This is a genomic window from Oceanobacillus sojae (assembly GCF_007991515.1).
Lineage (GTDB): Bacteria > Bacillota > Bacilli > Bacillales > Amphibacillaceae > Oceanobacillus > Oceanobacillus sojae.
The window spans coordinates 151,786-177,731 of record NZ_BJYM01000012.1 but is presented as its reverse complement, the minus strand read 5'-3'; the positions used below and the strand labels follow the sequence as shown (position 1 = coordinate 177,731).

28 protein-coding genes and 2 other annotated features are annotated in these 25,946 nt (G+C 39.4%); of the genes, 8 read left to right on the top strand and 20 right to left on the bottom strand.

Features of this window, described 5'->3' with window-relative positions; genetic code table 11:
• The first annotated feature begins 339 nt into the window (after nt 1–339).
• From OSO01_RS15010 to OSO01_RS14990, 5 genes are all read left to right on the top strand, one after another.
• Complete coding sequence (locus tag OSO01_RS15010; RefSeq protein ID WP_147211278.1) at nt 340–732, top strand: GntR family transcriptional regulator; 393 nt, start codon at nt 340–342, stop codon at nt 730–732.
• Nucleotides 725–1,414, top strand: a complete 690-nt coding sequence (locus OSO01_RS15005) for an ATP-binding cassette domain-containing protein (RefSeq protein WP_147211277.1) — start codon at nt 725–727, stop codon at nt 1,412–1,414. The genes OSO01_RS15010 and OSO01_RS15005 overlap by 8 nt, the downstream gene beginning before the upstream one ends.
• The gene (locus OSO01_RS15000; protein WP_147211276.1) at nt 1,411–2,241 is read left to right on the top strand and encodes a hypothetical protein; all 831 of its coding nucleotides are present in this window, start codon (nt 1,411–1,413) and stop codon (nt 2,239–2,241) included. The genes OSO01_RS15005 and OSO01_RS15000 overlap by 4 nt, the downstream gene beginning before the upstream one ends.
• A 5-nt stretch (nt 2,242–2,246) precedes the next feature.
• Complete coding sequence (locus OSO01_RS14995) at nt 2,247–3,494, top strand: hypothetical protein (RefSeq protein WP_147211275.1); 1,248 nt, start codon at nt 2,247–2,249, stop codon at nt 3,492–3,494.
• 183 nt (nt 3,495–3,677) lie between these two features.
• Nucleotides 3,678–4,100 carry a VanZ family protein gene (locus OSO01_RS14990; protein ID WP_186813672.1) on the top strand — a complete coding sequence of 141 codons (423 nt, stop codon included), beginning with the start codon at nt 3,678–3,680 and terminating at the stop codon, nt 4,098–4,100.
• Nucleotides 4,101–4,176: 76 nt separating this feature from the next.
• Here OSO01_RS14990 and OSO01_RS23950 read toward each other — a convergent pair whose 3' ends face one another.
• From OSO01_RS23950 to OSO01_RS14930, 14 genes are all read right to left on the bottom strand, one after another.
• Nucleotides 4,177–4,302 carry a hypothetical protein gene (locus OSO01_RS23950; protein ID WP_255473818.1) on the bottom strand — a complete coding sequence of 42 codons (126 nt, stop codon included), beginning with the start codon at nt 4,300–4,302 and terminating at the stop codon, nt 4,177–4,179.
• Between the two features lie 76 nt (nt 4,303–4,378).
• Nucleotides 4,379–4,981 (bottom strand): TetR/AcrR family transcriptional regulator, encoded by a 603-nt coding sequence (locus OSO01_RS14985; protein ID WP_147211273.1) that lies wholly within the window; start codon nt 4,979–4,981, stop codon nt 4,379–4,381.
• Nucleotides 4,982–5,390: 409 nt separating this feature from the next.
• Nucleotides 5,391–6,167 carry a tryptophan synthase subunit alpha gene (gene trpA / locus OSO01_RS14980; protein ID WP_147211272.1) on the bottom strand — a complete coding sequence of 259 codons (777 nt, stop codon included), beginning with the start codon at nt 6,165–6,167 and terminating at the stop codon, nt 5,391–5,393.
• The gene (trpB, locus tag OSO01_RS14975; protein ID WP_147211271.1) at nt 6,154–7,365 is read right to left on the bottom strand and encodes a tryptophan synthase subunit beta; all 1,212 of its coding nucleotides are present in this window, start codon (nt 7,363–7,365) and stop codon (nt 6,154–6,156) included. Before trpB ends, trpA begins: the two co-directional genes overlap by 14 nt.
• Nucleotide 7,366: 1 nt before the next feature.
• Complete coding sequence (locus OSO01_RS14970) at nt 7,367–7,987, bottom strand: phosphoribosylanthranilate isomerase (protein WP_147211270.1); 621 nt, start codon at nt 7,985–7,987, stop codon at nt 7,367–7,369.
• A gap of 1 nt (nt 7,988) precedes the next feature.
• Nucleotides 7,989–8,780 carry an indole-3-glycerol phosphate synthase TrpC gene (trpC, locus tag OSO01_RS14965; protein WP_147211269.1) on the bottom strand — a complete coding sequence of 264 codons (792 nt, stop codon included), beginning with the start codon at nt 8,778–8,780 and terminating at the stop codon, nt 7,989–7,991.
• Nucleotides 8,781–9,806, bottom strand: a complete 1,026-nt coding sequence (trpD, locus tag OSO01_RS14960; protein WP_147211268.1) for an anthranilate phosphoribosyltransferase — start codon at nt 9,804–9,806, stop codon at nt 8,781–8,783.
• Nucleotides 9,803–10,399 (bottom strand): anthranilate synthase component II, encoded by a 597-nt coding sequence (locus OSO01_RS14955; RefSeq protein ID WP_147211267.1) that lies wholly within the window; start codon nt 10,397–10,399, stop codon nt 9,803–9,805. The genes trpD and OSO01_RS14955 overlap by 4 nt, the downstream gene beginning before the upstream one ends.
• Nucleotides 10,383–11,783, bottom strand: coding sequence for an anthranilate synthase component I (gene trpE, locus OSO01_RS14950; RefSeq protein WP_147211266.1), 1,401 nt, complete (start codon nt 11,781–11,783; stop codon nt 10,383–10,385). The genes OSO01_RS14955 and trpE overlap by 17 nt, the downstream gene beginning before the upstream one ends.
• 83 nt (nt 11,784–11,866) lie before the next feature.
• Nucleotides 11,867–12,124 (bottom strand) — a binding site (T-box leader).
• A gap of 249 nt (nt 12,125–12,373) precedes the next feature.
• Nucleotides 12,374–12,611, bottom strand: a binding site (T-box leader).
• 227 nt (nt 12,612–12,838) lie between these two features.
• The gene (locus OSO01_RS14945) at nt 12,839–13,405 is read right to left on the bottom strand and encodes a nitroreductase family protein (RefSeq protein ID WP_147211265.1); all 567 of its coding nucleotides are present in this window, start codon (nt 13,403–13,405) and stop codon (nt 12,839–12,841) included.
• 138 nt (nt 13,406–13,543) lie between these two features.
• Complete coding sequence (locus OSO01_RS24180; protein WP_503826205.1) at nt 13,544–13,771, bottom strand: YczF family membrane protein; 228 nt, start codon at nt 13,769–13,771, stop codon at nt 13,544–13,546.
• A 53-nt stretch (nt 13,772–13,824) separates the two neighbouring features.
• Nucleotides 13,825–14,916, bottom strand: coding sequence for a GerAB/ArcD/ProY family transporter (locus OSO01_RS14940; protein WP_147211264.1), 1,092 nt, complete (start codon nt 14,914–14,916; stop codon nt 13,825–13,827).
• Nucleotides 14,917–14,934: 18 nt separating this feature from the next.
• Nucleotides 14,935–16,161, bottom strand: a complete 1,227-nt coding sequence (locus tag OSO01_RS14935) for a Ger(x)C family spore germination protein (protein WP_147211263.1) — start codon at nt 16,159–16,161, stop codon at nt 14,935–14,937.
• Nucleotides 16,151–17,764: a spore germination protein gene (locus OSO01_RS14930; RefSeq protein ID WP_147211262.1), complete on the bottom strand. Its 1,614-nt coding sequence runs from the start codon at nt 17,762–17,764 to the stop codon at nt 16,151–16,153. The genes OSO01_RS14935 and OSO01_RS14930 overlap by 11 nt, the downstream gene beginning before the upstream one ends.
• A 301-nt stretch (nt 17,765–18,065) precedes the next feature.
• Between OSO01_RS14930 and OSO01_RS14925 the strand changes: the two genes are divergently transcribed.
• Complete coding sequence (locus OSO01_RS14925; RefSeq protein WP_147211261.1) at nt 18,066–18,569, top strand: LURP-one-related/scramblase family protein; 504 nt, start codon at nt 18,066–18,068, stop codon at nt 18,567–18,569.
• A gap of 84 nt (nt 18,570–18,653) precedes the next feature.
• Here the strand turns inward: OSO01_RS14925 and mnmH are convergent, their stop codons facing one another.
• The 6 genes from mnmH to OSO01_RS14895 form a co-directional block, all read right to left on the bottom strand.
• On the bottom strand, nt 18,654–19,706 hold the full coding sequence (gene mnmH, locus OSO01_RS14920) for a tRNA 2-selenouridine(34) synthase MnmH (RefSeq protein WP_147211260.1): 1,053 nt from the start codon (nt 19,704–19,706) through the stop codon (nt 18,654–18,656).
• A 23-nt stretch (nt 19,707–19,729) separates the two neighbouring features.
• Nucleotides 19,730–20,782 (bottom strand): selenide, water dikinase SelD, encoded by a 1,053-nt coding sequence (gene selD, locus OSO01_RS14915; RefSeq protein WP_147211259.1) that lies wholly within the window; start codon nt 20,780–20,782, stop codon nt 19,730–19,732.
• A 147-nt stretch (nt 20,783–20,929) separates the two neighbouring features.
• Nucleotides 20,930–21,958 (bottom strand): D-alanyl-D-alanine carboxypeptidase family protein, encoded by a 1,029-nt coding sequence (locus tag OSO01_RS14910; RefSeq protein WP_147211258.1) that lies wholly within the window; start codon nt 21,956–21,958, stop codon nt 20,930–20,932.
• Between the two features lie 249 nt (nt 21,959–22,207).
• Nucleotides 22,208–23,437, bottom strand: a complete 1,230-nt coding sequence (gene pepT / locus OSO01_RS14905) for a peptidase T (RefSeq protein WP_147211257.1) — start codon at nt 23,435–23,437, stop codon at nt 22,208–22,210.
• Between the two features lie 156 nt (nt 23,438–23,593).
• Nucleotides 23,594–23,926, bottom strand: coding sequence for a Fic family protein (locus tag OSO01_RS14900; protein WP_371863304.1), 333 nt, complete (start codon nt 23,924–23,926; stop codon nt 23,594–23,596).
• A gap of 44 nt (nt 23,927–23,970) precedes the next feature.
• Nucleotides 23,971–24,282, bottom strand: coding sequence for a Fic family protein (locus OSO01_RS14895; RefSeq protein WP_156985665.1), 312 nt, complete (start codon nt 24,280–24,282; stop codon nt 23,971–23,973).
• Between the two features lie 223 nt (nt 24,283–24,505).
• Here OSO01_RS14895 and OSO01_RS14890 point away from each other — a divergent pair, with 223 nt between their 5' ends.
• Nucleotides 24,506–25,348 (top strand): sulfurtransferase, encoded by an 843-nt coding sequence (locus OSO01_RS14890; RefSeq protein ID WP_147211254.1) that lies wholly within the window; start codon nt 24,506–24,508, stop codon nt 25,346–25,348.
• Nucleotides 25,341–25,907, top strand: coding sequence for a DNA-3-methyladenine glycosylase I (locus tag OSO01_RS14885; RefSeq protein ID WP_147211253.1), 567 nt, complete (start codon nt 25,341–25,343; stop codon nt 25,905–25,907). Before OSO01_RS14890 ends, OSO01_RS14885 begins: the two co-directional genes overlap by 8 nt.
• Nucleotides 25,908–25,946: the final 39 nt, after the last annotated feature.

Here is a 25,946-nt window from a genome sequence, read left to right as displayed (position 1 = left end):
TCGGAGCGGAGCTATACACAACCTTCATTTCAATAGTAAGATGATTTAACAATATGCAGGCAGGATAATGAAGAACATGTTCATCCTGGAATAGGAAGGTATAGATGCTTATTCTCAGGTGCGAAAGTGGAGTTATTAATAAATAGTAATTTCTCCATTTTAAAAACCTGCTTAGCTTTAAAATATAAAAGATAATCTAATGTGAATTAAGAAATTTAAATTTTAATAAAGAAAATAGTTGTCTTTCTTGTGTATTATACATATAATACACTTACAAGATGTATCAATGTATTAATACAGCAGATATGTATGCACTAGAAGAATGAGGTGAGAAATTGGATGGCTATCCACTTTGATAAGCGAGAGGCTGTGTATATTCAGGTGATTAGGTATTTTAAAGAGCAGATTGCAATTGGAGAATTGAAATCTGGTCAAGAAATCCCTTCACGCAGAGAATTAGCACAGCAATTAAAAATTAACCCAAATACCGTACAGCGAGCTTATAAGGAAATGGAGGAGGAAGGCTTGATTTATACGGATGGAAATAAACCAAGTATCATCACAAAAGAAACGAAGCGTATTAAAGAAATTCGTGAAACTTTAATAACAGAAGCGATTGATCAATTTGTAGATCGTATCACCTCTTTGCAAATTCCAAAGGAACAGGTTTTTGAGCTTGTACAGTCAAAATTAAATGAACTGGGCGGGGAGGGTGAAATAAAGCATGATTAAATTAACTGGTATAGAAAAAAGATATGGAAGAAAATCAATTTTAAACGGGATTACTTTTGAAGCGGATAAAGGGCAGATTACTTGTCTTATCGGAATTAATGGTGCCGGCAAAACGACCATTCTTCAATCTATTATGGGCCTGACACCTTATCAAAAAGGCGAGATTACGATTGATGGTGAAAAATTATCTCCAGAAGTAATGGAGAAGGTAACATATATTCCGGATGCGATGACGCTTCTGCCTAAAATGCGGATAAAGGATGCTTTTCAATTTATGAGTGATTTCTATCAAAATTGGAATGATGAACGGGCAAAGGAAATATTAAAATTCTTTAAGCTCAAAGAGGAAGAACGTATCTCACAATTGTCTAAAGGAAATACAGCGAAGGTGAATTTATTAATGGGGCTTGCGATGGATGCTGATTACATATTAATGGATGAGCCATTCTCCGGAATAGATATCTTCAGTCGGGAGCAGATTGCAGACGTATTTTCCAGTCATTTGGTAGAGGACCGCGGCGTTATTATAACAACACACGAAATCAGTGATATTGAGCATTTAATTGATAAGGCTGTTTTATTAGCTGATGGAGTTGTGAGAAAAGAATTTATGACGGAGCAAGTAAGAGAAGAAGAGGCCAAATCCGTTATCGATGTGATGAGGGAGGTGTATCAGGGATGAAGCTTTTTGGAAAGCTGGTAAACTTTGAATTTATGCGTTTTTTACCAATCTATATTACTTTGCTAGTGATTGTATTTTTGATAGAGGCTGCCAGTGTAATATTTTATGCTTTTATGGTGAAATCTGAAATTACGGAAAGCATCGTTAAACACGGGTTATCCAAAGAGCAGTTCCTTCAAGATAATGGGTATGCTTCGATGATAAATATATTGTCCAGCTTTATATTTAGCTTGCCTGTTGTCATTGCAGCAGTGACTATATTTATTTATATTTTATTTATCTGGTATCGGGATTGGTTAGGAAAGAATACCTTCATTTACCGTCTGCTGATGCTGCCGGTAAAACGTATTCAGCTGTTTTTCTCAAAAGGAGCAGTCATTTTGATGCTAGTATTTGGGCTAGTTGCTTTTCAAGTAGCTATCCTGCCTGTAATGCAAGTCATATTAAAGCTGATTATCCCGGTGGATTACCGGTTAGATCTAACCACTCAGGGCATGGTTAGAAGCTTATATTATTTAAGATTCCTGCTTCCAGAGAATTTTATTGATTTTATTATTAATTACGGTTTCGGTATAGCCTTCGTTATTGTACTGTTTACCATGATTTTAATTGAACGCAGCTACCGTTTCCGTGGTGTATTTATAGCAGCTTTTTATGGAATCGGAGCGTTAATTCTGGTGTTCTCACCATATATTTTGCAAATAATTATGAAGGACTATTTTTTTGATAATGAGGTCTTGTGGATGCAATTTGCAATAGCAATTGTTCTTTCCATCATATCGATTTTCCTTAGTAATCATTTATTAAATAGAAAGATAAGGGTGTGATAGAGATGAAACATGTAAAACGCTACCTAACCATATATATTGCATTAATTTTCATCTCCGTTATCATCATCGGCTTTTACTTAATAGATAAGGAAGAGGTTGATTTTAATTGGAAAACAGTATCAGGGGATGAAGAGGCTGTAAAAGATGTATTAATCTATGGTGATGCACAACGAAGCTACTACTCACCATATTATAATGTAGTACCAGATCCCTTCCGTTTATCTTTAGAAGAATCAAAGCGGATTGAACTAGGAAGAGGAATGTATTATGGCTGGTACTATCAGGATTTACAGATGGAAAAGTATGTTAAAGAGTATAAAAGCTTTATGCGCGGGAAAAACACTTGGAGTGAGAACTTTATAGAAACAGAAAACCAGCTTATTTATGTAGATGGAGACAATTTAGGCTGGGGAATCGATGAATCGAATGATATTCATATAGAAATACTTGATAAAGAAACAGATTTGGTAAACGAATTTGAACTTTCTGTCGAAGAAAATCAACGGATCTATGGTGTGAATTCTATAAGTGTCAATGATAATAAATTATATGCCCAGGTATATATGGAAGGACAGTATGATGAGGTAACTGATATTTATCAGGATGAGGATGCGATTCTTGTCATTGATTTAAATAATCAAACTTTAGAGGATATCAAGTTCCCGGCAAAAGATATTGAGCAAAAAGAAGGGATATATACTACTTTAATCTATCAGGACAGCGGTCTGATTAACGGAGAAATGAATTATCTCTATATCTATGATGAATATAAAGTAGACCAGAACGGCGGTTATATAGGAGATTCTCCGCTCAAATATGAATTGCGGCTATATAATGTAGAGGAAGATAGTTTCAAATCGGTTGACCTTCTTGGAGACACATTATATGAAGGAGAATTTCTTCGAATCTATGATGGAGCTGTTTACGTGGGGTTGCTGCAAAGAGATAATTACATTTTAACAAGATTTGATGAGAATTTAGAGGAAAAAGACGTTGTTTTTGAAGAAAACGTGTTAAATGGCGACTTAGAGATCAATCCAGAGGATGTTTATCCAATAACTGCTATCCGGAATGGGTACTTCTATATTGCATTTCCTGCGTTTTCTACATTAACTGCGACTGACGTTTCCATAAACGTGTTTGATTTGGAGACAGGGGAAAACGTTTATCAAGGCATTATTCAAGCGGCAGATTCTATGAAGCAATATCAGTATTTTGAATTAAACCAGATGGAATTTGAGGATGAATAAAAATAAAATACAGAATAGAGGGAGAACCTTTATTCTGTATTTTACTAGTAAAGCAGGGCGGTGAATTTTCTGCTATTAAGTATTGTCCAGCTGAGTTTTATTTTTTTACCAATCCTGATCTTTTACATAGTTTATAAATTAATCAGGAAGAAATTTGATTATCTGTCTACAGAAATTATCCATATGGTGTTTCTATTTTATGTTTTTATATTAGCTTACATCGTGTGGTTTTATTTGCCTATAGCATTAGAATATATAACTATAAATGCAGTTCCTTTTTATATAATCGGCGGATATGTGAAAGCTATTTTTGCTGGTGATATTTCTATTTGGATTGCCGGGACTAATTTGTTAGGGAATATCTTGCTTACATTACCGATGGGAGTTTATTTGTATTTTAATGGGGTTTCTTTAAAAAAGACAATCACAGCAGCAATTTTAATTCCAGTCGTTATTGAACTTGGACAGCTTTTATTCCATTATATAGGGTTTGCAACAAGGTCTGTGGATATAGATGATATTATTCTAAATTTTATTGGGTTTCTTCTGGGGTATTATCTGGCAAAGAAATGCAGCTTTGTAAAAAAGTCAAAGTATATAGATTAAATGATTACTATAGGGATAGACAAAAAAAATAATGCCTCAGTGCTTCCGGATGGAGTACTGAGGCGTTATTTATAAATTATCTGATGCCAGCGCGAATTGTATCGTATTCAACAGCTAAGCGTTCACGTAGTAAATGCTCTTCATTTTGCATATAAATATCCTGTTGTGCTTTACGCTTACGTCCAAAAAGTTTCTTTAACATATATTTCACCTTCCTTTTTAAAAATGACCGGTCAGTTTCTTAATGTATGTGAAGCAAAAGGAAAAGATGTGTACTTTTATTGAATATATGCCATAAACACGTTTTCCATCTCTCTGATATGAGATTCCAGCTTTTTAACATCATAGCCGATTACTGCATGCAGCCATATTCCATCATGCAAAGACCAAAACATGGCAGTTGCCTGTTCCACATCTAAATCCTGTCTAAACTCGCCTCTTTTTTTACCATCAGTGATGATGGCTATTGTCATATCAACCATTGTGTCAAAGCGTTTTGACAGAATTTCCTTCAGCTTAGGTGAATCAGCGGAGTAGAGCCAAAATTCAATGTGAACACGCATAAATTTCTTTTTATTCAGGCTGTAAGGAATATCTTCATGAATCCAGTGCTGTAATTTTTTCGTCGGACTATCTATTTTATCCAGCTTTTCTTTTAAATGCTCCATAGACTCTGTGCGTTTCTTTTCAAGTAAATGGATAAAAATATCCTCTTTACTTTCAAAGTAGTTATAGACAGAGCCTTTGCTCAGATTAGCGTAACGAACTATATCATCAACTGTTGATGCATAATATCCTTTGGAGGAGAAACATTCGAGTGCTGCTTCCAGCAAATGATCTCTCCTTGCTTTTTTTGCTTCCTCAGAAATTCGCGGCGCCATCTTTTCACCTTCTTTTCCGCACAGATAATAGACTGTTTTTAAACCTGCTAGGCAATTCCCGGAAGATAAACTGTCTATTTAATACGTCAGATTAGTTAATGAACATTTTATAACCTAAATTTGTCGGGTTAAAAGTCTGTTTATTAAAACTGACTGGTTAGTCTTTTTAGATGATATAGTATTCTATGCAGAATGACAAGTGTTTTGCTTGAAAAATATATGAAGGAATTGTGACGGTACAATTTTGAACAAGAAGACAAAAAAACAGGAGCTGTGTATGGCATACAGCTCCCTCAAGGCATGGGTTGTTGTGATGGTTTGAATCAATGACAACGTTGTCTAGATTCTAATATAGTTTATGCAATATAAAAATGGTTGTCTCGTCACTTATATCAATGCAAACATACATTTATTTAATTGTCTCGCCAATTAATTCCCTAATTTCAGTTTGTTTTTCTTCTGCGAATAAGTGGACAATCTTACTGCCGACAATAACACCATCACAATAAGCAGCTAGGTATTTTGCCTGGTCTGGATTAGAAATCCCGAAGCCGGCCAGAACAGGTACAGAGCTCAATTTAGTTAGTTTTTCCAAATAGTTAAGTGTGTTTTCTTCATGCTGTGCACGCTCGCCGGTAGTACCGCTGACAGAAACAGCGTATAAAAAGCCTTCTGACATTCCTGCGATTTTCTTCAGGCGTTCATCTGGACTTGTCATCGCAGCTAACCGGATAAAGGCGATACCATTAGCGGAAAGCTGTGCTGCAATATCTTCTTCCTCTTCCATTGGGATATCCGGGATAATAATGCCGTCTACTCCTGCAGCATCACAGTCTTTAGCAAATTGTTCATAGCCATAGTTCCAGATTGGATTAATATAGGTCATTAAAATAATTGGGATGCTCCGAGATTCTTTTTGCTTACGCACCTCATCCAGGACAAGCTTTAATGTCGTTCCATTCTGTAATGCACGCAGCCCGGCATCCTGAATGACAGGGCCATCTGCCACTGGATCGGAAAAAGGAATGCCCAGTTCAATCGCAGATGCACCACATTCTGCTAAGAAGTTAATGCGTTCATTGATTTGGTCAATGCCGCCGTCACCTGCCATCATATATGGAATGAAAAGAGGCTTTCCGGTTGCTTTTATCTGATTTAATGTATTTTCTAATTTATGCTTTCCCATTGGAATCCTCCTCCAGTTTTGCTTTGACTTGTTCTACATCCTTATCTCCGCGTCCGGACAGACAGATAACCAATGACTGGTCAGAGGACATTTCTCCAGCCAGCTTGCAGGCATAGGCAACTGCATGTGCACTTTCAAGAGCAGGGATAATTCCTTCTAATTTGGCAAGCAGCTGAAAGGCTTCTAATGCTTCTTCATCTGTAATGGAAGGATAGGTAACCCGGCCGGTATCATACAGGTGGCTGTGTTCTGGCCCAATACCAGGATAATCTAATCCGGCAGATATAGAGGCTGCTTCCTGGATCTGACCGGCTTCATCCTGCAGCAAATAAGTAAATGTACCGTGCAGCATCCCGGGAGACCCGCCAGTTAACGTGGCTGCATGTTCATTGGTGTCAACGCCTTTCCCTGCTGCTTCGACACCATATAAGGCAACTTCTTTATCCTCCACAAAAGGATAGAACATTCCCATTGCATTGCTTCCGCCGCCAACACAGGCTACGATAGCATCTGGCAGCTTCCCTTGCTTTTCCAGACTTTGCTGCTTTGTTTCGGAACCAATAACCGATTGAAAATCCCGGACAATGCGGGGGAAGGGATGAGGCCCGACAACAGAGCCGATGATATAATGGGTGTCGTGAACATTATTAACCCAATAGCGTAGAGCCTCGTTCACGGCGTCCTTTAATGTTGCGCTTCCTTGAGAGACACCGACAACCTTTGCTCCTAAAAGCTCCATTCGAAAGACGTTGAGCTTCTGCCTTCTAATATCCTCGTTGCCCATAAAAACGATACACTCTAAACCAAGCAGAGCGCAGACGGTTGCTGTAGCTACACCGTGCTGACCGGCTCCTGTTTCAGCGACAACTTTCTTTTTGCCCATCCGCAAAGTCAGAAGTGCCTGTCCGATGGTGTTATTAATTTTATGAGCCCCGGTATGATTGAGATCCTCCCGTTTTAAATAAATTTTTGGTCCGCTTAAATGCTTGCTTAATTGCTCTGCCTCATAAAACGGGGTCGTTCTGCCAATGTATTCTGTCAGATAGTTATTTAATTCCTCCTGAAAAGAAGGGTCTTTTTTTGCTGCTTCATATGCTTCTTCAAGCTCTAAGACAGCTGGCATAAGTAATTCGGGTATATATCTGCCGCCGAATTTGCCGTATTTTCCTGATTCATCTGGGAATGTGTATGTTTGCATATTATTGATTCCTTTCTACAGTTCTTTTTGCTGCGTGGATAAATGATTTTATTTTATCCAGATCTTTTTTTCCGTTTGTTTCTACACCGCTGGAAACATCCACACCAATCGGGTTCACCTGTTTAATGGCTTCAGCAACATTTTCCGGTGTCAGTCCTCCTGCTAAAATCAGTTTGTCAGAAAAGTCAATTCCATTTAAGATGGACCAGTTGAATGTAGTCCCGTTCCCTCCGTGTGCATGGGGCAGGGGAGGACTATCCATCAGCAGATAAGAAACAGCATCATATTGTGCCGTCTTCTTTAATCCTTCCTCTGTACCGGGAAGTGATTTAATGACCGGATATGTGAGCTGGGAGACGACTTGAGCAGATTCTTCTCCATGCAGCTGTATAAAATCAAGTCCTGCTTCCTGAGCGATTTCTTCTATTTCCTGTACATCTTTATTTACAAAAACACCAACGCTTTTTACATGGTCAGGCAACGTTGCAATAATTTCTCGTGCTTGATTTATAGAGACTTCACGCTTGCTTTTCGCAAAAACAAATCCTAAAAAATCTGCTCCAGCATGGACTGAGACCTGTGCAATTTCAGGAGATGTGATCCCGCAGATTTTAACAAGCATATCAGGAAGCCCCTTTCGCAGAGGAGAGTGGTACCTGCAGTGCCTGCATATCTTTTTCCACATTATCTGAACGCATCAGCGTTTCACCGACCAGAATGGTATTAGCACCGGCGTCTCTTGCCAGCTCTGCATCTTCTTTCGTGCGCATACCGCTTTCAGATATAATGGTAAGTCCCTTTTCATCTATTTGCTGAACAAGCTCTGCGATTGTTTGTAAATCCACTTCAAATGTTTTTAAATTGCGGTTATTAATACCGACGATTTTTGGACTGACTGATAGTGCATCTTTTAATTCATCCGCATTATGGACCTCACATAATACTTCGAGGCCCTGCTCTGTCGCATAGCTGTATAGACGCTGAAATCGTTCAAGCGGCAATGCAGCGAGGATTAACAGAATAATGGATGCCCCTGCATTTTTTGCATCATCGATTTGAATCTCATCAATAATAAAATCTTTGCACAGAACTGGCACGGAAACAGCTTCACTGACAGCCCTGAGATCTTCTAAGGAACCGTGAAAAAAGCTTTCATCCGTCAAAACAGAAATCGCAGCTGCGCCGGATTGTTCATATTGTTTTGCTTGCTCCAGTATATCTACGTCCATTTGAATCGGCCCTTTGGAAGGGGAGGCCCGTTTGATTTCTGAAATAATGGATATATGATCGGCTGCCTGGACTTTTTCATGCAATGAATAAATTGGATTTGTTCGAGTATAATTCCCGTCTACCTGTAATTTCCGCTGGGCGATCTCCTGTTTTTTCTTATCAATTATTTTTTCTAAAAAAGTCATTTAAACCACCTCACGTTTTATTTCCTGACTGTATTGAACTAATGCATTCAATCTTGCTTTTGCATTTCCGGAGAATACACTGTCTTTAGCAACTTCGACTCCATCTTTAATTGAATCGACATTCCCGGTGGCAAATAAAGCGATTGCTGCATTAAACAGAACTGTATCCAGGTATGCTCCAGGCTCCCCATTTAATACAGAGAGCAGAATTTTTGCATTGACCTTGGCATCGCCGCCTTCAATTTTCTGATTGTCATATACGGATAAACCAACTTCTTCTGGATGGAGAGATCCATCTTTTAATTCGTTGTCTTCCAGTAAAATAAATTTATTCTCACCCTGAAGAGAGGCTTCATCCATACCGCCTGCACCATGAATGACCAGTGCCCGTTTTCTGCCAAGCGTTTTTAAAGATTTTGCCACAATTGGCAATGCTTCATTGGAATAAACGCCTATCAGCTGTGAGCTTAAAGCAACAGGATTAGTTAAAGGACCCACTAAATTGAAAATGGTCGGTGTACGAAGCTTCTGACGTACGCCGGCAATTTGTTTCAGGGTTGGATGAACATGCTGTGCGAATAAAAAGGCAATTTGATTCTCCTTCAGCATATATTTGAGCTGTGATTTTGTCAGATTCAGAGAGACTCCCAGTTCTTCTAATACATCTGCACTCCCGGTCTGGCTGGAAATACGGCGGTTTCCATGCTTAGCAACAGTAATACCGGCACCTGCTAAAACAAATGCTGAACAAGTACTGATATTAAAGCTGTTAGAACGATCTCCGCCTGTTCCGCAGTTATCCATTGCTGGAATTCCCAATTCAAATTGGAAAGGGGAGCTGGTATGAATCACTTCCGCCAGACCGGCCAGCTCTTCAGCTGTCGGCTGCTTCATTTTTAAAGCAACTAAGATGGCAGCAAGCTCAGTATCTGAAACATCCTCCTGGAAACAGGCATTAAATAATGCCTTTGTTTCTTCAAATGATAAGTTATTTCCTTCGAGTAATTGACTAAAATGCGGTTTCATTGGGTTACTTCCTCCTTCTGCTTTATCACTTTCTCAACAAAATGAGAAATAATTCGTTTTCCATCCAGTGTTCCGATTGATTCAGGATGGAATTGCAATCCATAAACTGGGTACACTTGATGTGTTACACCCATAATTTCATCATCATCTAAAGCAGTTGCTGTAATACGTAGTTCAGATGGTACCGAGATTTGCTCCGCGGCAAGAGAGTGATAACGCATCACCTCAACTGGATTAGAGAGATCTTGGAACAGTCCAGAGCCATCATGCTGAATCAGCGATGTTTTTCCGTGCTTAATGGTAGAGGCCTGAATAACTCTTCCGCCCAGAGCTTCCATGATCACTTGATGGCCTAAGCAGATTCCAAGTATCGGCAGCTGTTTATAAAAGGACTGCACGATATCAATACAGTTTCCGGCATCCTTTGGAGAACCTGGTCCAGGTGAAATAATAATAGCTTCGGGCTCTAATGATTGGATTGTTTCCAGAGTGACTTCATCATTACGGATTACTTCAACATGTACGCCACATTCGGAAACATATTGATACAGGTTATATGTGAAAGAATCATAATTATCAATTAATAGAATCAAGTTCAGGCACCTCCATAAAAGATCTTCCTTTGTTAATGGTTTCCATATATTCATTGAACGGAACGGAGTCATATACGATACCGGCTCCAGATTGAAAATAAGCTTTGTTCCCCTTCATAACGATGGAGCGGATGGCAAGTGCAATATGCACATCATGTTCAAAGTTAATAAAGCCGATTCCACCGCCGTAAGGACCGCGTTTTATTGTTTCCAGGTCATTAATGATTTGCATCGCCCGAATTTTCGGTGCTCCTGATACTGTTCCAGCGGGGAGACAAGAGATAAGAGCATCAATCCCTGAATAATCGGAACGTAATTCCCCTGTAACCTCTGAAACAATATGCATCACATGCTGATAACGCTCAATTGTCATATAGACTGGAATTTCGATACTGCCTACCTCGCAAACGCGGCCTAAATCATTTCTGCTTAAATCAACAAGCATCCGATGCTCTGCCCGTTCTTTTTCATCGGCAAGCAGCTCTTCAGCGAGTGCCTGATCTTCCAGTTCGTTCTGTCCCCGTTTTCTTGTTCCTGCAATAGGATTGGTGACAACACGGCTTCCATTTGTTTCTATCAAACTTTCCGGGGAAGCACCGAGTACGGTATAGTCCAGAAAGTCAATATAGAACATATATGGGGAAGCGTTATATCTCCGTAATTGCTCGTAGAAGGAAAGTCCGAACTCTCTTTCATTTTCAATCTCTCTTGAAAAACGCTGGGATAAAACAACCTGAAAAATTTCACCTTTTTGTAAGTAATCCTTGGCAATCTGTACGTTCTCTTCGAATTTTCTCTGGTCTGTTTCCGGAGTGAAAGCATATTTTTGTGGTTCAGGAAGTACAGTATATTTGGCCCGCTCCACATATTGCTTCAGTTTTTGAATACGCTGCGCACGTTTTTCTTCTGCATCGCCGTTCCGGTCGATAGCGATAAAATGCAATTTATTTTCTTCATGGTCGAAAATAATCGTATCCTCAAAAAGCATCAAATGAATATCCGGCATATCCCGATCATCAAATGGAGATGGACCAATATCTTCAAAAGATTGAATGGTATCATAGCCGATATACCCGACTGCTCCGCCATAGAAGGGGAGGGGAAGAGATAATTTAATTTTCGGCATAATCTCCTGTAAGAAATGCAGCGCGTGCTGGTGTACAACAAGCGGTTCTACATGAGAATCGCTGATAAGCATAGTTTCTTTCCCACATCCGATAATTTCCTGATAAGGATGAAGACCAATAAAGGAATAGCGCCCTTTTTCTTCATGTGGAAAGCTGCTTTCCAGCAGGTATTTTTTTGCTTTTGGCAAGACTTGAAAAACTTGAATGGGAATTAATCCATCTATAGAACAGGTTTGATGTGTTATATGTGCAGTCATGATTATCTCTCCTTTATGTTTGAAGATTCTGTGATTAATATTTTGAAATAAAAAAAGCCCTCTATAAACACAGCTATGTGCTTATAGAGGACGATGGAGCCGCGGTGCCACCTCTGTTTAGAAAGAATACTCTTTCTATCTTTATTAGGTACTGAAAAAATTCAGATACCCTATCCGTATAACGTCGGAAATACGTTTTTTCCTACTCAGGTACAGATGCACCATTTAAGAAAAACACTCTGAAGTCCATTCAATAATCCCTGCATACTGATATTCCACCCAGTTATCAGCTCTCTGTTATGCAGTGCAGATTATTTACTACTCTTCATCATCGCTTATCATATAGGAGGTTCAAAAAGTCCAATAAAAATGACGCTGCTAGAAAAGAATCTTCTACTAAGAACGCCCACGTCGTGTGGGCAACGTAGAAGTTATCAAAGCTCGTTAGCTTGCTTTTCCGTGGCGCCATGTATCTAAAAATATACATTCCGCTACTCAAAACGGCGCTTCCTCGAACTTCTCGGTCTTTTTCATCGTACTTTTTGAACATTTATTTTTCCTGAAATCAAAAAGGCCCCTCATCCATATATAAAAAGGACGAGGGACCGTGGTACCACCTTTATTAGCTGACATGCAGCTCACTCTAAAAGAAGATTACTATCTTCTAAGTTTCCATAACGGGAAACCATTCCGCCAAAGCCTACTCCGATTATGTTTCGGTTTGGAGCTCCGAAGTCCATTCATTACAAGGATACTCACTGATTCACAGCGGCCATCAGCTCTCTTGAGAGTTCACCTGTAATTACTATTCTTCATCAACGCCACATCATTTAATTATTGAAATTAATACTAAACGAAGAGACGGGCACTTGTCAATAGATTTATAGAAAAAAATAAAATTATCTGATTTTATTATCTTTAAGTGTGTGTTCAGAAAGTCCGATAAATAGGATCAAGAAGTTCAAGGCGACGAGCTTTTTCCAAACGGAGCGTATGCTTTATAATACGTGAGTATTGGAAAAAGCTCGTCAACGTAGAAATTCGCCGTGTCATTTTTATTGGACTTTTTGAACATCCTCTTCAAATACTTCAAATTTATCTGCCAAAGGAATACGTTCTTTCTCCTCAGGTGTTTCATCAAAATAACCCATATGAATAAAAGCGGCGATTTTCTCATTGTCCTTCACATGGAGAATCTCTTTTACTTTCTCATCATAGATATGTGGATTCGTTTTCCAAACGATACCAAGCTTCTCTTCCCATGCCAATAGCCAAAAATTCTGAATCATGGCGGAGACAGCACCAAAGTTTTCATCCCATTGCTTTGGTATATCGGAAGTCTCCATGATGACAACAAGAATGGCATTTGGCTCATTTAAGTAATTTTCACGATTTTCTTGTCTTTCTTCAGGATATGTAGCAGCAACTTTTTTAGCAAAACCGGGAAGGTGATCTTTATCAACAAATACAAAGCGCCATGGCTGCCTCATCCCATGAGTGGGAGCCCAGATGGATTCCTCCAATAATTGCATCACAGTTTCTCTCGTTACTTTCTTATCATTGTATCCTTTTTTGATGGCGCGACGTTCGCGAATTAATTTTGCAAGCTCTGTTCGACTCATAAAATAAACCCCTATACAATTTAATTGATAACTATTATCAATTAAATTGTAACGAATTTATAAAATCTTTGCAAATGGATTTTAAAATTAAAATGACAAATCATAAAATATTATCTCGAAGGCAGGAGAATGTATTTTCTAATCTCCTTTTTTTCGATTTCGCCGTTTTTGCAAAAAAGAAAGTAAAGGGTCAACAAATAAGAAGAGAAGAAGCATATACATGATTGCTAATTCAGGAATTTCCATTACATATAAAGGATTCAGAGATCTAAAAGTGGGCATTTCATATCTATTCAAATAATCAATCCCTAAGGAAACGCCAGTTAGAATGATGAACATGAACAAACAAATACCAATGATTTTCACTTTATTACACTCTCCAATCAATATTTAAATATCTTTCCGTTAATATAGGCACTCTATTCTTTTTTTCTGTTTTTGATAAAGGCGATGATAAGCAGCAAAACAGGAAGAATAATTTGAAAAGGGAGCTGTGCATAGAGCGGAAATATCTTTAACCCTTCTTCAATATGCTCAGAGTAATTACTCGCAATAACCATGGATAAAAATAAAACTGTCATCCCCATCGGATAAGCCAGCTTAGAGGGTTTTTTAATATCAAACAAACTGGAAGCACCGATGACAGCACAGTATGTATATACTGTAACTTTAAAGAACCCCCCAATTACCAGAGCAAGAATAAAGATAACGTCCAGACGTTGTAAAAATCCGCCGACTTGAATAGACTGAATGGTTGTTAATAAGGGAAAAAGGGAGCGTTCAATAAGAGGTACACCGAGAACACTTATATTCAAAACCGTGGTGAAAGCGAGAGCGGCGCCGGTTATACTGATTGCCGCTACACCTGTTTTTCCCATTTTTTTTGCTTGATTTAAATAGGGGAAAATCATTGTAAATACGATGATTTCGCCAAAGGGAACATACAGAGTTTCTGTAAAGACAGTATTTAATACTTTTGATGAATCTTCAAAGGCCGGTCTTAAATTGGAGACATCAATCAAACCTGAGATAGCAATAAGGAGAAACAGAAAGAATGCAAGCATAATCATGATGACAAAAAGCATTTCCCCTGTTCTGGCAACTACTTCAATGCCTTTAAACACAGTGTAAATAACCACAAGGATCATCATAGCGCACGCAACGAATAGAGGGGTTTCCGGAAAGGCAAAAGACAGCAGCATAACACCAAATTCCCGCAATACTCTCGCAGCACAGTATAAAAAGAAGAGAATATATAAGAATGCCAGGATTCTTCCTAAAAACTTCCCAATCAGTTTCTCTGTATAGTCCGTCAGCAAGAGTGAAGGATAATACAGGTAAAGCGCCCGATAAATAAAAAATAAGAAGATGCTTACCACCGCCGCAATCAGAATTACTAACCAGCTGTCACGCCCCGCTTTCATTCCAAGAGGAATCAGCAGCGAATTGCTTAGCTGAAATAAAATCATAAGGATAAACAATTGACTTGTGCTGATTTTTGCCTTTTCCATACACGAATTCCCTCCTTTTTAGTCGCTTTTCTTGTTCAAATCAAAAAGATACGGGTTGTTTCTCATCCCTGTACGGCGAATAAAGGCTTCCACTGTCACATCGACATCCAATGCAGGAAAATAAACATCCTGCCATTCCTGCTCAAGTTTCTTCCAATTATCTGGTTCAGATTGATGCAGCTTTTCTCCGAAGCCAAAGATATCGGTTTTGGTTTTCTGTGCTTCCTGGATTGTTGCTTCTGCTTCATCCTTAATTTTCTCCTGCAATACTTTCTCAATCCGTAACAATACATGCGGGTCGGTCACATTAACTGGCACCTCTATCGCGCGAAGATCTCCTTCTGCACGAATTTTCACTGAAATTACTGGCTTACCGCCTTTTGTTTTTGCTTCTACATTTGTTTTTTGGCGTATGACTTTATAGGAGATGGCTTCTTTTTGTCCCTCCCAATCAATATCTACAGGTGCCTGCTGGATTTGGTCTAATACCCATAACGTTCCTTCACTCTTTTCGCCCTCAATCCAGTTTACCAGCTTCCCTTCTTTAAAAACGCCAATACCATTTACTTCAATTGTTGCTGCCCCTTCCGATGATTGAAGCTGTTCCATGGTTTTTGCTTTCTCGATATCTCCTGATACAATGAATCCGCTTACTAGCGGCTCTTTTCCTGTTGAAACAGCAGCCTTGATGAATTTCTGCAGATTGGTAGCTATATTTTCTCCGTACAGTTTTTCAGTGAAGTCTAAAGACTTAATTGCTTTTTCTGCAGGGACCTGATCAATAGCCGTTAAAACCTGAACGAAATCACCTGCTTTGATATCCCGGCTGATCACTATATTTGTTGTTGTCCGAAATTCAAGGCCGCGCTCCATTGCATCTAAAATAGAGGAAAGTCCCTCTTCCCTGGCAAGCTCTTCACTGATAACCAACAGGCTGGTATGTGCAAAATAGAGATCTCTTGAAACCTTTGTGGATGCATTATCAGCTACTTCCAGCGGATTTCCTCCTGTTGCAGTATAAGTGGCAATGCTTGGCTTTTGCCCGGATGCTCCCCCTTGAAGCGCCCCGGGCACGTTCATTGGATTGATTAATTGAAAAGTGCCGACATACGTACCGTCTTCCTTTTTATCAAGCGCATAGGCTGAGACAATTGCTAATTCTTTTAATTCGATACTGCTCCAGCACCCGGAAAGGAAAGGGAGACAGACTGCCACGAAAAAAGAAATTATCCATTTACGATTCATTTTTATCTCCTTCTTTCGTATCCGCTCTGACCATTCGCCGTTTTAAAGGCGGCAGAGGTTTTTGGTTCTTACCTTGGCGAACTGGATTTTGGGGATGAAGGGATTCTGGTCTTTCATTGAATGACCAGATTGGACCGCGAATAATGGTATCCTTTAAGCTTTTCCATTCCAATGGTGCCAATGGGGTCAGATAAGGAATCCCAAATGAACGCAAGCTGGCGAGATGGACAATCAGCATAATTAAGCCAAGGATGATACCGTAAAATCCGGCAATCGCTGCGCTTAGCATAAAAGCAAAGCGTAGCAGACGGGCAGAAATAGCGATGTCATAATTGGGAGTGGCCAGACTGGCAATCGCTGTAGTTGCAACGACAATAACCATTGCCGGAGAGACAATCCCGGCCTGAATAACCCCTTGCCCAATGACAAGCGCCCCAACAATCGAGATGGTCGCGCTGATTTTATTCGGCATCCTTAAACCGGCTTCCCGCAAAATCTCAAAAGTGACTTCCATAATCAGCGCTTCTACAATCGCTGGAAAAGGTACGGATTCGGTCTGTGAAGCAATAATAACGAGCAGGTCTGTTGGGATCATTTCCTGATGAAAGGTTGTAACTGCCACGTAAAAAGCAGGACCAATCAAAGAAATCAAAAACATGAAAACGCGCAGCATCCGAATCAAAGTACTAATCGGGAAGCGCACGTAATAGTCTTCCGGCGTTTGGAAGAATTGAATCATGACAGCAGGAACAATTAACACATGAGGAGTTCCGCTGACAAAAATAGCCACCCTGCCTTCCAGTAAATTGCCGGCAACCGCATCAGGCCGTTCAGTATGAGTGATTGTTGGAAACAGCCCGGAACTCTCATCTTCAATTACCTGTTCAATATAACCTGAATCCAGAATGGCATCGAGATTCACCCGTGCCAAGCGTTGGCGGACTTCTTTCACTATGTCGGTATCGACTATGCCATTGATATACATAATGGAAAGGTCTGTGTTCGTCTGTTTTCCGAGATTCATGGATTCTACCCATAAATTCGGATTTTTAATAATTCGGCGCACGAGTGCAGTATTAGTGTTAATGGATTCGGTAAACCCTTCTTTAGATCCGCGTAATGTTATTTCAGAATCAGACTGTTCAACGAGGCGTCTTTCTCCGCCTCGGGTACTTGCAATCAGTGCTTCATTTTTTCCATCTGCGAGAATAACGGTGTCCCCGGAAAGCAGAGCCAAGAATAAGGAATCCCAATCTTTCAGGGTTTCCAAGCTGCTGACGGCAACAACTTTTTCGGAAAAAACCTTGAAAAGATCTTTTTCCTCCAGTTTTTCTTGAACACTATCCTCCATGGATTGCACCAAAAATTCATTAATCGTTGGATTGTCTACCAGCCCGTCTACATGAACAATAGCAGTAGACACCTCGGGATCATGACTAAAAGTAAGCATGCGGATAATGATATCTGGACTATTTCCAGTTTTTTGTTTGATGATATTCAGATTTTCGGTAATCGAAGTGCCAATGCTTTTTTGTTCAACTTTTTCTAAATCTTTCCTTTGCTCTTTAGGTTTCATTTTTTTTAGAAATTTACGATAGGACATAACATCGGACACCTCGTTGTTTTGATTATCCCTAATTTGTTCAGAAAATAACTTTTTATGCACAATCTGGACTTTGTGATGTGGAAGAAAGTTACTTTTTTAGTTGGCTTGTTGAAAAGCCGAAAATACTTTGGAAGCTGTAATAAGTTTCAGCCAGACAGTATAATTTGATAAAATCCCTATAAGAGTGAAACCTTATAGGGAGAATTTTAGTATTAAATAATACCTTATCATTTGAATCTGTATGTAAGACAAACGTATTTAGATTTAAATAAAAGCAGTATATCAAAGGAGGTAAATCATGAAACAATTATATATAAAGCAAAAGGTATTCAGCTTCAATGAAAAGTTTACAGTGAAGGATCAACAGGAAAAAGATGTCTACTTTGTGGCAGGCAGCTTTATGCGAATTCCAAAGACGTTCTCTATTAAGGACGCAAGAGAGGAGGAAGTAGCACACATAACGAAAAAAACATTCAGCTTTTTGCCGAAGTTTTTTGTGGAGGTAAATGGGCAGGAAGTGTTAGCGATTAAGAAGGGAATTTCCTTCTTTAAAGCACGCTATTCAATTGATGCGGCAGGTATTGAGGTACGTGGTAACTGGTGGGATATGCGCTTTCAGGTGTATCAGCATGGCGAACTCGTCGGAGAAGTAAGTAAGGAGTGGTTTACCTGGGGAGACAGCTACAAGGTGCAGGTAGTGAATGAAGAGATGGAAACCACCATTATTGCACTTGTTGTCGCTATTGATTGTGTGAAGGCTGACGAGAAAGGGGCGGCTTCAGCAACAACGTTCACGAATTAAGCTGTGGATTTAATTCAATACATGAAATAAGCTCTCATCCGACTGATGATTATCATAGGGGATGGGAGCTTATAAAATATCCACTTATAGCTTAATATTTGTATGTTCTTCCTGCCTGATAAAGCTGACAACCGCATTTAGTGCTTCATCAAGATCATTGGCATGGATATGAATTTGTTTGTCCCCCGGATAATGATGGAGAGTGTGCTCATATCTTGGATCGTAATAATATTCCAGTAAAAGTGCTATAGCGGACGAGAAATTACCCTGCTCTATGTCATCGGCAATTTGTTTAGCTACAGGTGTGTGAATATGCTTTTGAATTCTTTGAAAAGCTTCTATTACTTGCGCTTGATGTTCTTCAGGATTGTACTCACGCAATATATTTTGAATTCTTTTTTCCAAAGGCAAATGGATAAACAGCTGCATGCTTGCTTCTTTTTCTTCATGTAAAAATAAAGGCAGTGTTGCCTTGCCAATACGCTTACTTTCTCCTTCGAGCAGAATAAAAGGCATTTGATTATAGCGTTCCATTTCCTGAACCAGTAAAGATTCAAAGGTTTTTTGATTATTCGGATTCAATCCGATTTGACCGAATATAGAGCCCCGATGCTTTGCCAACCCTTCTAAATCAAGGACAGGATAACCCAGTTGTTTTAACCGGTGTAACAAAATAGTTTTACCAGAGCCTGTATAGCCATTTAGCACGTACATTTTTGGAGAGAACTGCTTCTGCTCTAATTTGTTTACCACCCATTTTCTGTATGAGCGGATACCGCCATTCAATCTGGAAATCTGCTGTCCCATTAAATCGACTACTGTTGCCGCAGTTTTACTCCGCATCCCGCCGCGCCAGCAGTAGACAACCTTTTCTTTTCCAAGTGATTGAAACTCGGCAATAAACTGCGGCAGCTTTGCAGAAAAAATCTCTAGCCCTTTCTCCTTCGCCGCTTCTGGACTGATTTGTTTATAAATGGTGCCTACCTCTGCACGCTCTTCATTATTAAAGACAGGAATGTTTATGCTTCCCGGAATATGGAATTCAGCAAATTCCTGTGGAGAACGCACATCAACTAATGCAATGGAGCCTTCCTTTTGCCTCTTCAATAAATCATGTAACTCAATATCCTGAAACATATCTTCACGTCCTAACAAACGAATTATTCTTCCACAGTTATATGACCATTATTCCCATCTGCGACGCTGCCAATAATTGCAGCTTCAATGTTTTTATCACGAAGATCTGCAAGTAATTTTTCAGCATCTGCTTGTTTTACAGCTGCTAATAAACCTCCTGAGGTTACCGCATCACATAATATCCATTGATCAATTTGATTCAGCGGTTCCGCAAAAGTAACATCTTCTTTTAAGTAATTAAAATTATTCTTCGTACCGCCTGGTACAGCTCCGTTTTCAGCAAGCTCCTTCACTCTTGGCAAAACAGGCACCTGTTGATTCGAAATCCGGATTTCGGCATTGCTTCCTTTTGCCATTTCAGAGGCATGTCCAAGTAAACCAAATCCGGTAACATCCGTACAGGCATGTACTTCATAGTTATCCATCGTTTCTGCAGCCGTTTTATTCAGCGTCGCCATTACCTGTGTGACACGTTCTATTTCTGCTTCGTTTACCAGGCCTCTTTTAATAGATGTGGTCAGAATTCCAACGCCGATTGGTTTGGTTAAAATAAGAACATCACCTGGCTGTGCACCACTGTTTGTGCGAATTTTATCTGGATGGATTGTTCCGGTAACAGACAATCCAAATTTGGGTTCTTTATCATCGATGGAATGACCGCCGACCAAGGCTACGCCAGCTTCTTTCAGCTTGCTGTCTGCACCTTCTAAGATGCGGGAAAGAATCTGTTTATCTAAATCAGCAATTGGAAAAGCGACAATATTTAAAGCTGTAATCGGCTTTCCTCCCATTGCGTAGACATCACTGATTGCATTGGCAGCAGCAATTTGCCCAAAGGAGTAAGGGTCATCTACAATCGGTGTGAAGAAGTCGAGTGTCTGAACAATCGCCGTGTCATCATTTAATTTATAGACACCTGCATCATCACTGGTATCCAGACCAACTAATAAATTAGGGTTATCTGTTGCAGGAGAAAGGGACTGTAAAACCTGTCGTAAATCTGCCGGCCCGATTTTACAGCCGCATCCACCTTTGGAGGATAAAGCGGTTAGTTTAATAGACTCATTATTATTCATATGATCAACCCTTCTTAATTTAATTTTCAATATCAATTTTAACATATCTCCCGGAGAGGAAAGCCTTGTGGAGATTCTATATAAGTTTTACAGTATAAGAAAATACGCTGGAATGTACAAATATTCCACCGCATTTTCTCCATAAATCTATTTATCAAATTGCTCTATATACTCTTCGAAAGTAATGCCTTTTTCAGTTACATATTTTGCCGCTTTTTCGCCTACATAACGAACATGCCAAGGCTCATATTGATACCCGGTGATATCTTCTTTGCCTTCAGGGAATCGGATAATAAAACCAAATTCCGGTGCATTTTCAGCAAGCCATTTACCTTCCTCTGTTTCACCAAACTCTGTTACTAATTCTAAATTTACTTCTGCACTGGTTACATCCATAGCAAGCCCGGTCTGATGCTCGCTTTCCCCGGGACGTGCGCTGAATGTGTTTGCGTAATCCTCACCATGCTGCGAGGCATTGGCTGAAAATACCTCCACTTGCCGGTCATAAGAACGGTATCCGGATTGGGCAAACAATTCCAGCCCGGCATCTTCAGCAGCATCAAATAAATCTTCAAGTGCATGTGCTGCATTTTCGCGCATGTATTTTTTAGGTAAGTCCTCTGTGAAAGGGAATGGCACATCTGGCACCATCAAGTCTTCCGGGATATAATTCTCAGGAAGTGCAAAGCTTTTGTTTACCAATGCTAATTCATCATATGGGTTGCCGACAACTTCTGTCCCAGCTTCTGTAACTTCCGGTTCCTCAGGGGGATGAGCTAAACCCTCTCCAGGTTCAATATTTTTATCTTCCTTAAAATAAGACAGTAATTCTTCTTTCGTTGCTTCATCATAAATGCCTGAAATAGAAGCATTTTCAGATTGTATCTGGAAGTCTGTAACAGCCCAGGTAAGCTCTTCATCGTAAAAATCAGATAGCTCTAAATCATAGCCGATTTGGTTTAAAGCCGCTTTTAACAGCTGTACATTCTCGTCCTGGTCAAACTTCTGCAGATAGGCATCAGGAGGAGTTGTCTCTTCTTTGACATATGATTCTGCTTGCGTGATAAGCTGTTTAAAAGCTTTCGAATCTGTATTTTCTTTAAGGGATTCATGAGATGGACAGGTGATAAGCATTAAGCAGACGGCCGGGAAGATAATCCAGCTAAGTAATTGCATTGAGAAATCTCCTTACTTTAAATAAAGTTTTATAAACTGATAATTTATGTTTTTAACAGTGTTTTGTAGAATAAATTTACCACAGTATGAGTGTTCGTAAACCTCCAGCCAATAGAAGTTTTATTTTATATTTAGTATATGTAATTTTAGCGTAGAAAGAAAGTGAGAAAGAGATAATTTTTAATGGAAAAACCTGATAAAATCAACGAGCTGATTTTATCAGGTTTCTTTGGCAGGGAAAAGTGCATATTATTTTTCAGCTGCAAACAAACGGCTGATTTCCACAATTACTTTCGCTGCTTTTTCCATATTATTTATAGAAATATATTCAAACTTGCCATGGAAGTTCTCGCCTCCAGTAAACAGGTTTGGAGTCGGCAGTCCCATAAACGAGATTTGTGAGCCGTCAGTACCTCCGCGGACAGGCTGGATAACTGGTTCGATATCAAGATTTTTCATCGCTTGACCGGCAATATCCACAATATGCTTTACAGGCTCAATTTTTTCACGCATATTGTAATATTGATCATTCATTTCTAATTGAACTGACTCCTCGCCATATCCGCTTTTTATCTCTTCCACATACTGTGTAAGTGTTTGTTTACGGGCTTCGAACTTATCCCGGTCATGGTCCCGGATGATATAGTATACGGTTGTTTTTTCCACATCTCCTTCTACAGAGATCAGGTGATAGAAGCCTTCGTATTCTTCTGTGTGCTCCGGGGATTCTTCATCAGGAAATTTGCAAATAAATTGTGCAGCCATTTTGCCGGCGTTTACCATTTTATTTTTTGCTGTTCCCGGGTGTACGCTATTTCCATAAAAAGTTACTCTGGCAGCTGCCGCGTTAAAGCTTTCAAACTGCAGCTCGCCTAATGGTCCGCCGTCTACGGTATAGGCATAGTCACAGCCAAAGCGTTCTACATCAAATTTATGCGGACCGCGGCCGATTTCTTCATCTGGTGTAAAAGCAACACGAATTTTTCCGTGCTTGATTTCCGGATGATTTATCAAGTATTCCACTGCAGTCATAATTTCAGCAATACCCGCCTTGTCATCTGCACCAAGCAAAGTTGTTCCATCCGTAACCATCAATTGATGTCCTAGATAATTTGAAAGCTCTGGAAATTTATCCGGGGAAAGAATTACTTGTAAAGCTTCATTCAATACAATGTCCCCGCCTTCATAATTGATTACTTTTGGCGATACGCCTTTTCCGGTAAAGTCTGTTGCGGTATCGACATGTGCCAGGAATCCGATCGCTGGAATATCCTTATCTGTGTTAGCCGGAAGCGTAGCCATTAAATAACCATTTTCATCATAGGATACTTCTTCCAGTCCAACCTCCTTCAGTTCCTTTTCCAACAGTTTAATTAAATCCCATTGTCCCGGTGTAGAAGGCGTTGTTTCCGAGTTCATGTCCGATTGGGTATCTATTTTTGCATAGGTTTCCAGACGTTTGATTAGTTTTTCCTTCATTAAAAAGACTCCTTCTAAGTAAATTTTATTTCGTTAAAGTAGTTTTGACGTGAAAATGAATGCAATGCTCATTCCACGTTTCTTTGTATAGTTTACCATAGTCTAAATAAAAATCTGTATTGGAATATTTTTTAATGATTTCAAAAATTCCCTTATTTATAGATCATTGGATTGCCTGTTTTCAAAAGCTTTAATTCTTTCCTTTTCTTTTGTCACCTTCTCCTCTGCAAAACCACTAAATTCTTTTATATCCTGGTTTGCTAAGAATCTTGTATAGACTACTTTTTCTTTTCCTTTGATAATAAGAGGCGGTAAATTATTTTTTAAAAGCAAATAAGTCATCATTAATCGGTCTATCCGCCCATTTCCATCAGCAAAGGGATGAATACGTTCGAATTCAATATGACTCTCACAAATCACTGTAATCATTTCTTTTTGCGTCTTGGCTAATTCAAGCCTGAAATTTGTATTATCGACCCATTGCTTCATCAATAAAGGAGTATCAGCAGGGGAAGCTGTATCAAAATCAACGGCTAAAATAGCATTATATTGTGATTTAAACTTCCCTTTTCATGATGAAGTTTATCCATCAATATTTCATGCATCTTTAGCAATGTATCAATTGAAAATTTTTCTTCAAGTATATTGGCAGACAGTACATATTCCATAGCATATTGGTGGTTATCAATTTCATAAAATTCTCTTAATGAAACATTATTAGGGATAACGCTGTGTACAATGATAGATACTGTTTCTGGTAATGTAATGGTGTTATTTTCTATTGCATTGGAATAATGAGACATTCTTACAAGCAGATCTGCTATATATTTGTCAGGTAACATCAATGGAATAGCCCCTTCGTATATCAAATAAAGCATATTTTCAAAAACAGCTAAAGCATAACTCAACTTATAAAGGAAATTTAAAAAATCCTCACATGATAAGTGTCGAAGTAATGAGATTCTTGCTTTTAACTTGGCTTTCTTTGAATACGTACTTATCCGATTTCTGTTAAAATAAACAAGAAATGATATGATTAGTAAAAATAGAATTTGGGAGGGTATGATTTTGAAAAACATCATTAGCGTAGAAAGATTGAAGCATCGCTTAACGCAAAATAATATTGTTATTGTTGATGTGCGGTTTGATTTAATGGATGATGATGCTGGACGGAAGGCTTATTTACGAGGCCATTTACCCGGTGCTGTCTATATGGATCTAAATAGAGATTTGTCTGGCAAGGCGGGGAAGCATGGCGGAAATCACCCTTTACCCGAATGGGAGCTGTTTGCACATAAACTTGGGAAACTAGGTATCTCAAACGATACAACGGTTGTGGTATATGACCAGGGAAACGATATGTTTGCACCGCGTTTTTGGTGGCTGCTTGACTACTTAGGTCACGAGAAGGTGTATATTCTGGACGGCGGTTTAGACCGCTGGGTAGAAGAGGGGGGAGAGCTTACCACAGAAGTTCCGAATCTTCAGCCTAAAACCTTTCAGAGAAATGAGAAGAAAAATCGCTATGTTGATATGGAAGAAGTAAAGGAGAAGCTGACCTCTCCTGGGACAACAGTTATTGATTCGAGGGCAAGCGCCAGATATTTAGGAGATGAAGAGCCGATGTATTCCCGCGCGGGTCATATTCCAGGAGCAGTGAACTATTTTTGGAAGGGTGTTTTAAAAGAAGATGGCACCTGGAAAAATGAGAAGCAGCTGCAGGAGCATTTTTCTCAGTTGAATAAAGACGATGAGATTATTGTTTCCTGCGGGTCTGGTGTTTCGGCATGTCCGAATATCCTTGCGCTGGATAGTGTCGGATTTACTAATGTGAAGCTGTATCCAGGCAGCTTCAGTGACTGGATTTCTTATGAAAAAAATGAAGTAACTGTTGGTGAAGAGGATGAGTGAGGAACGCTGTGCCTGGGTGAGTGAGGAGCCTATTTATATTGCTTATCATGATGAAGAATGGGGAACTCCGGTCTTCGGCGACGACCGCTATCTATTTGAAATGCTGACCCTGGAAGGTGCGCAGGCGGGATTAAGCTGGATTACAATTCTAAAACGCCGGGAAAATTACCGCCGGGCTTTTGATAACTTTGAAGTAGATGTGATCGCTGCTTATTCAGATGAGAAAGTAGAAGCATTGATGCAGGATGAGGGAATTATCCGCAACAGACGAAAAATTGAATCTGTAATAAAAAATGCGAAGGCGTTCCAACAGGTTCAGGAAGAGTATGGCTCGTTCGATCAATATATATGGGGATTCGTCGATAGAAAGCCTATTGTAAATCAGTGGAAAAAGCATGAAGATGTGCCTGCTCAGACAGACTTGTCAAAGCAAATAAGCAAGGATTTGAAAAAGAGAGGGTTTTCCTTTGTCGGGCCGGTAATCTGTTACTCATTTATGCAGGCAACCGGCATGGTAAATGACCATACGACAAATTGTTTTTTAAGTGGTAAAAAATAATTTCACAGCTTGCGGATTTTCCATGCAATGAGGATATTC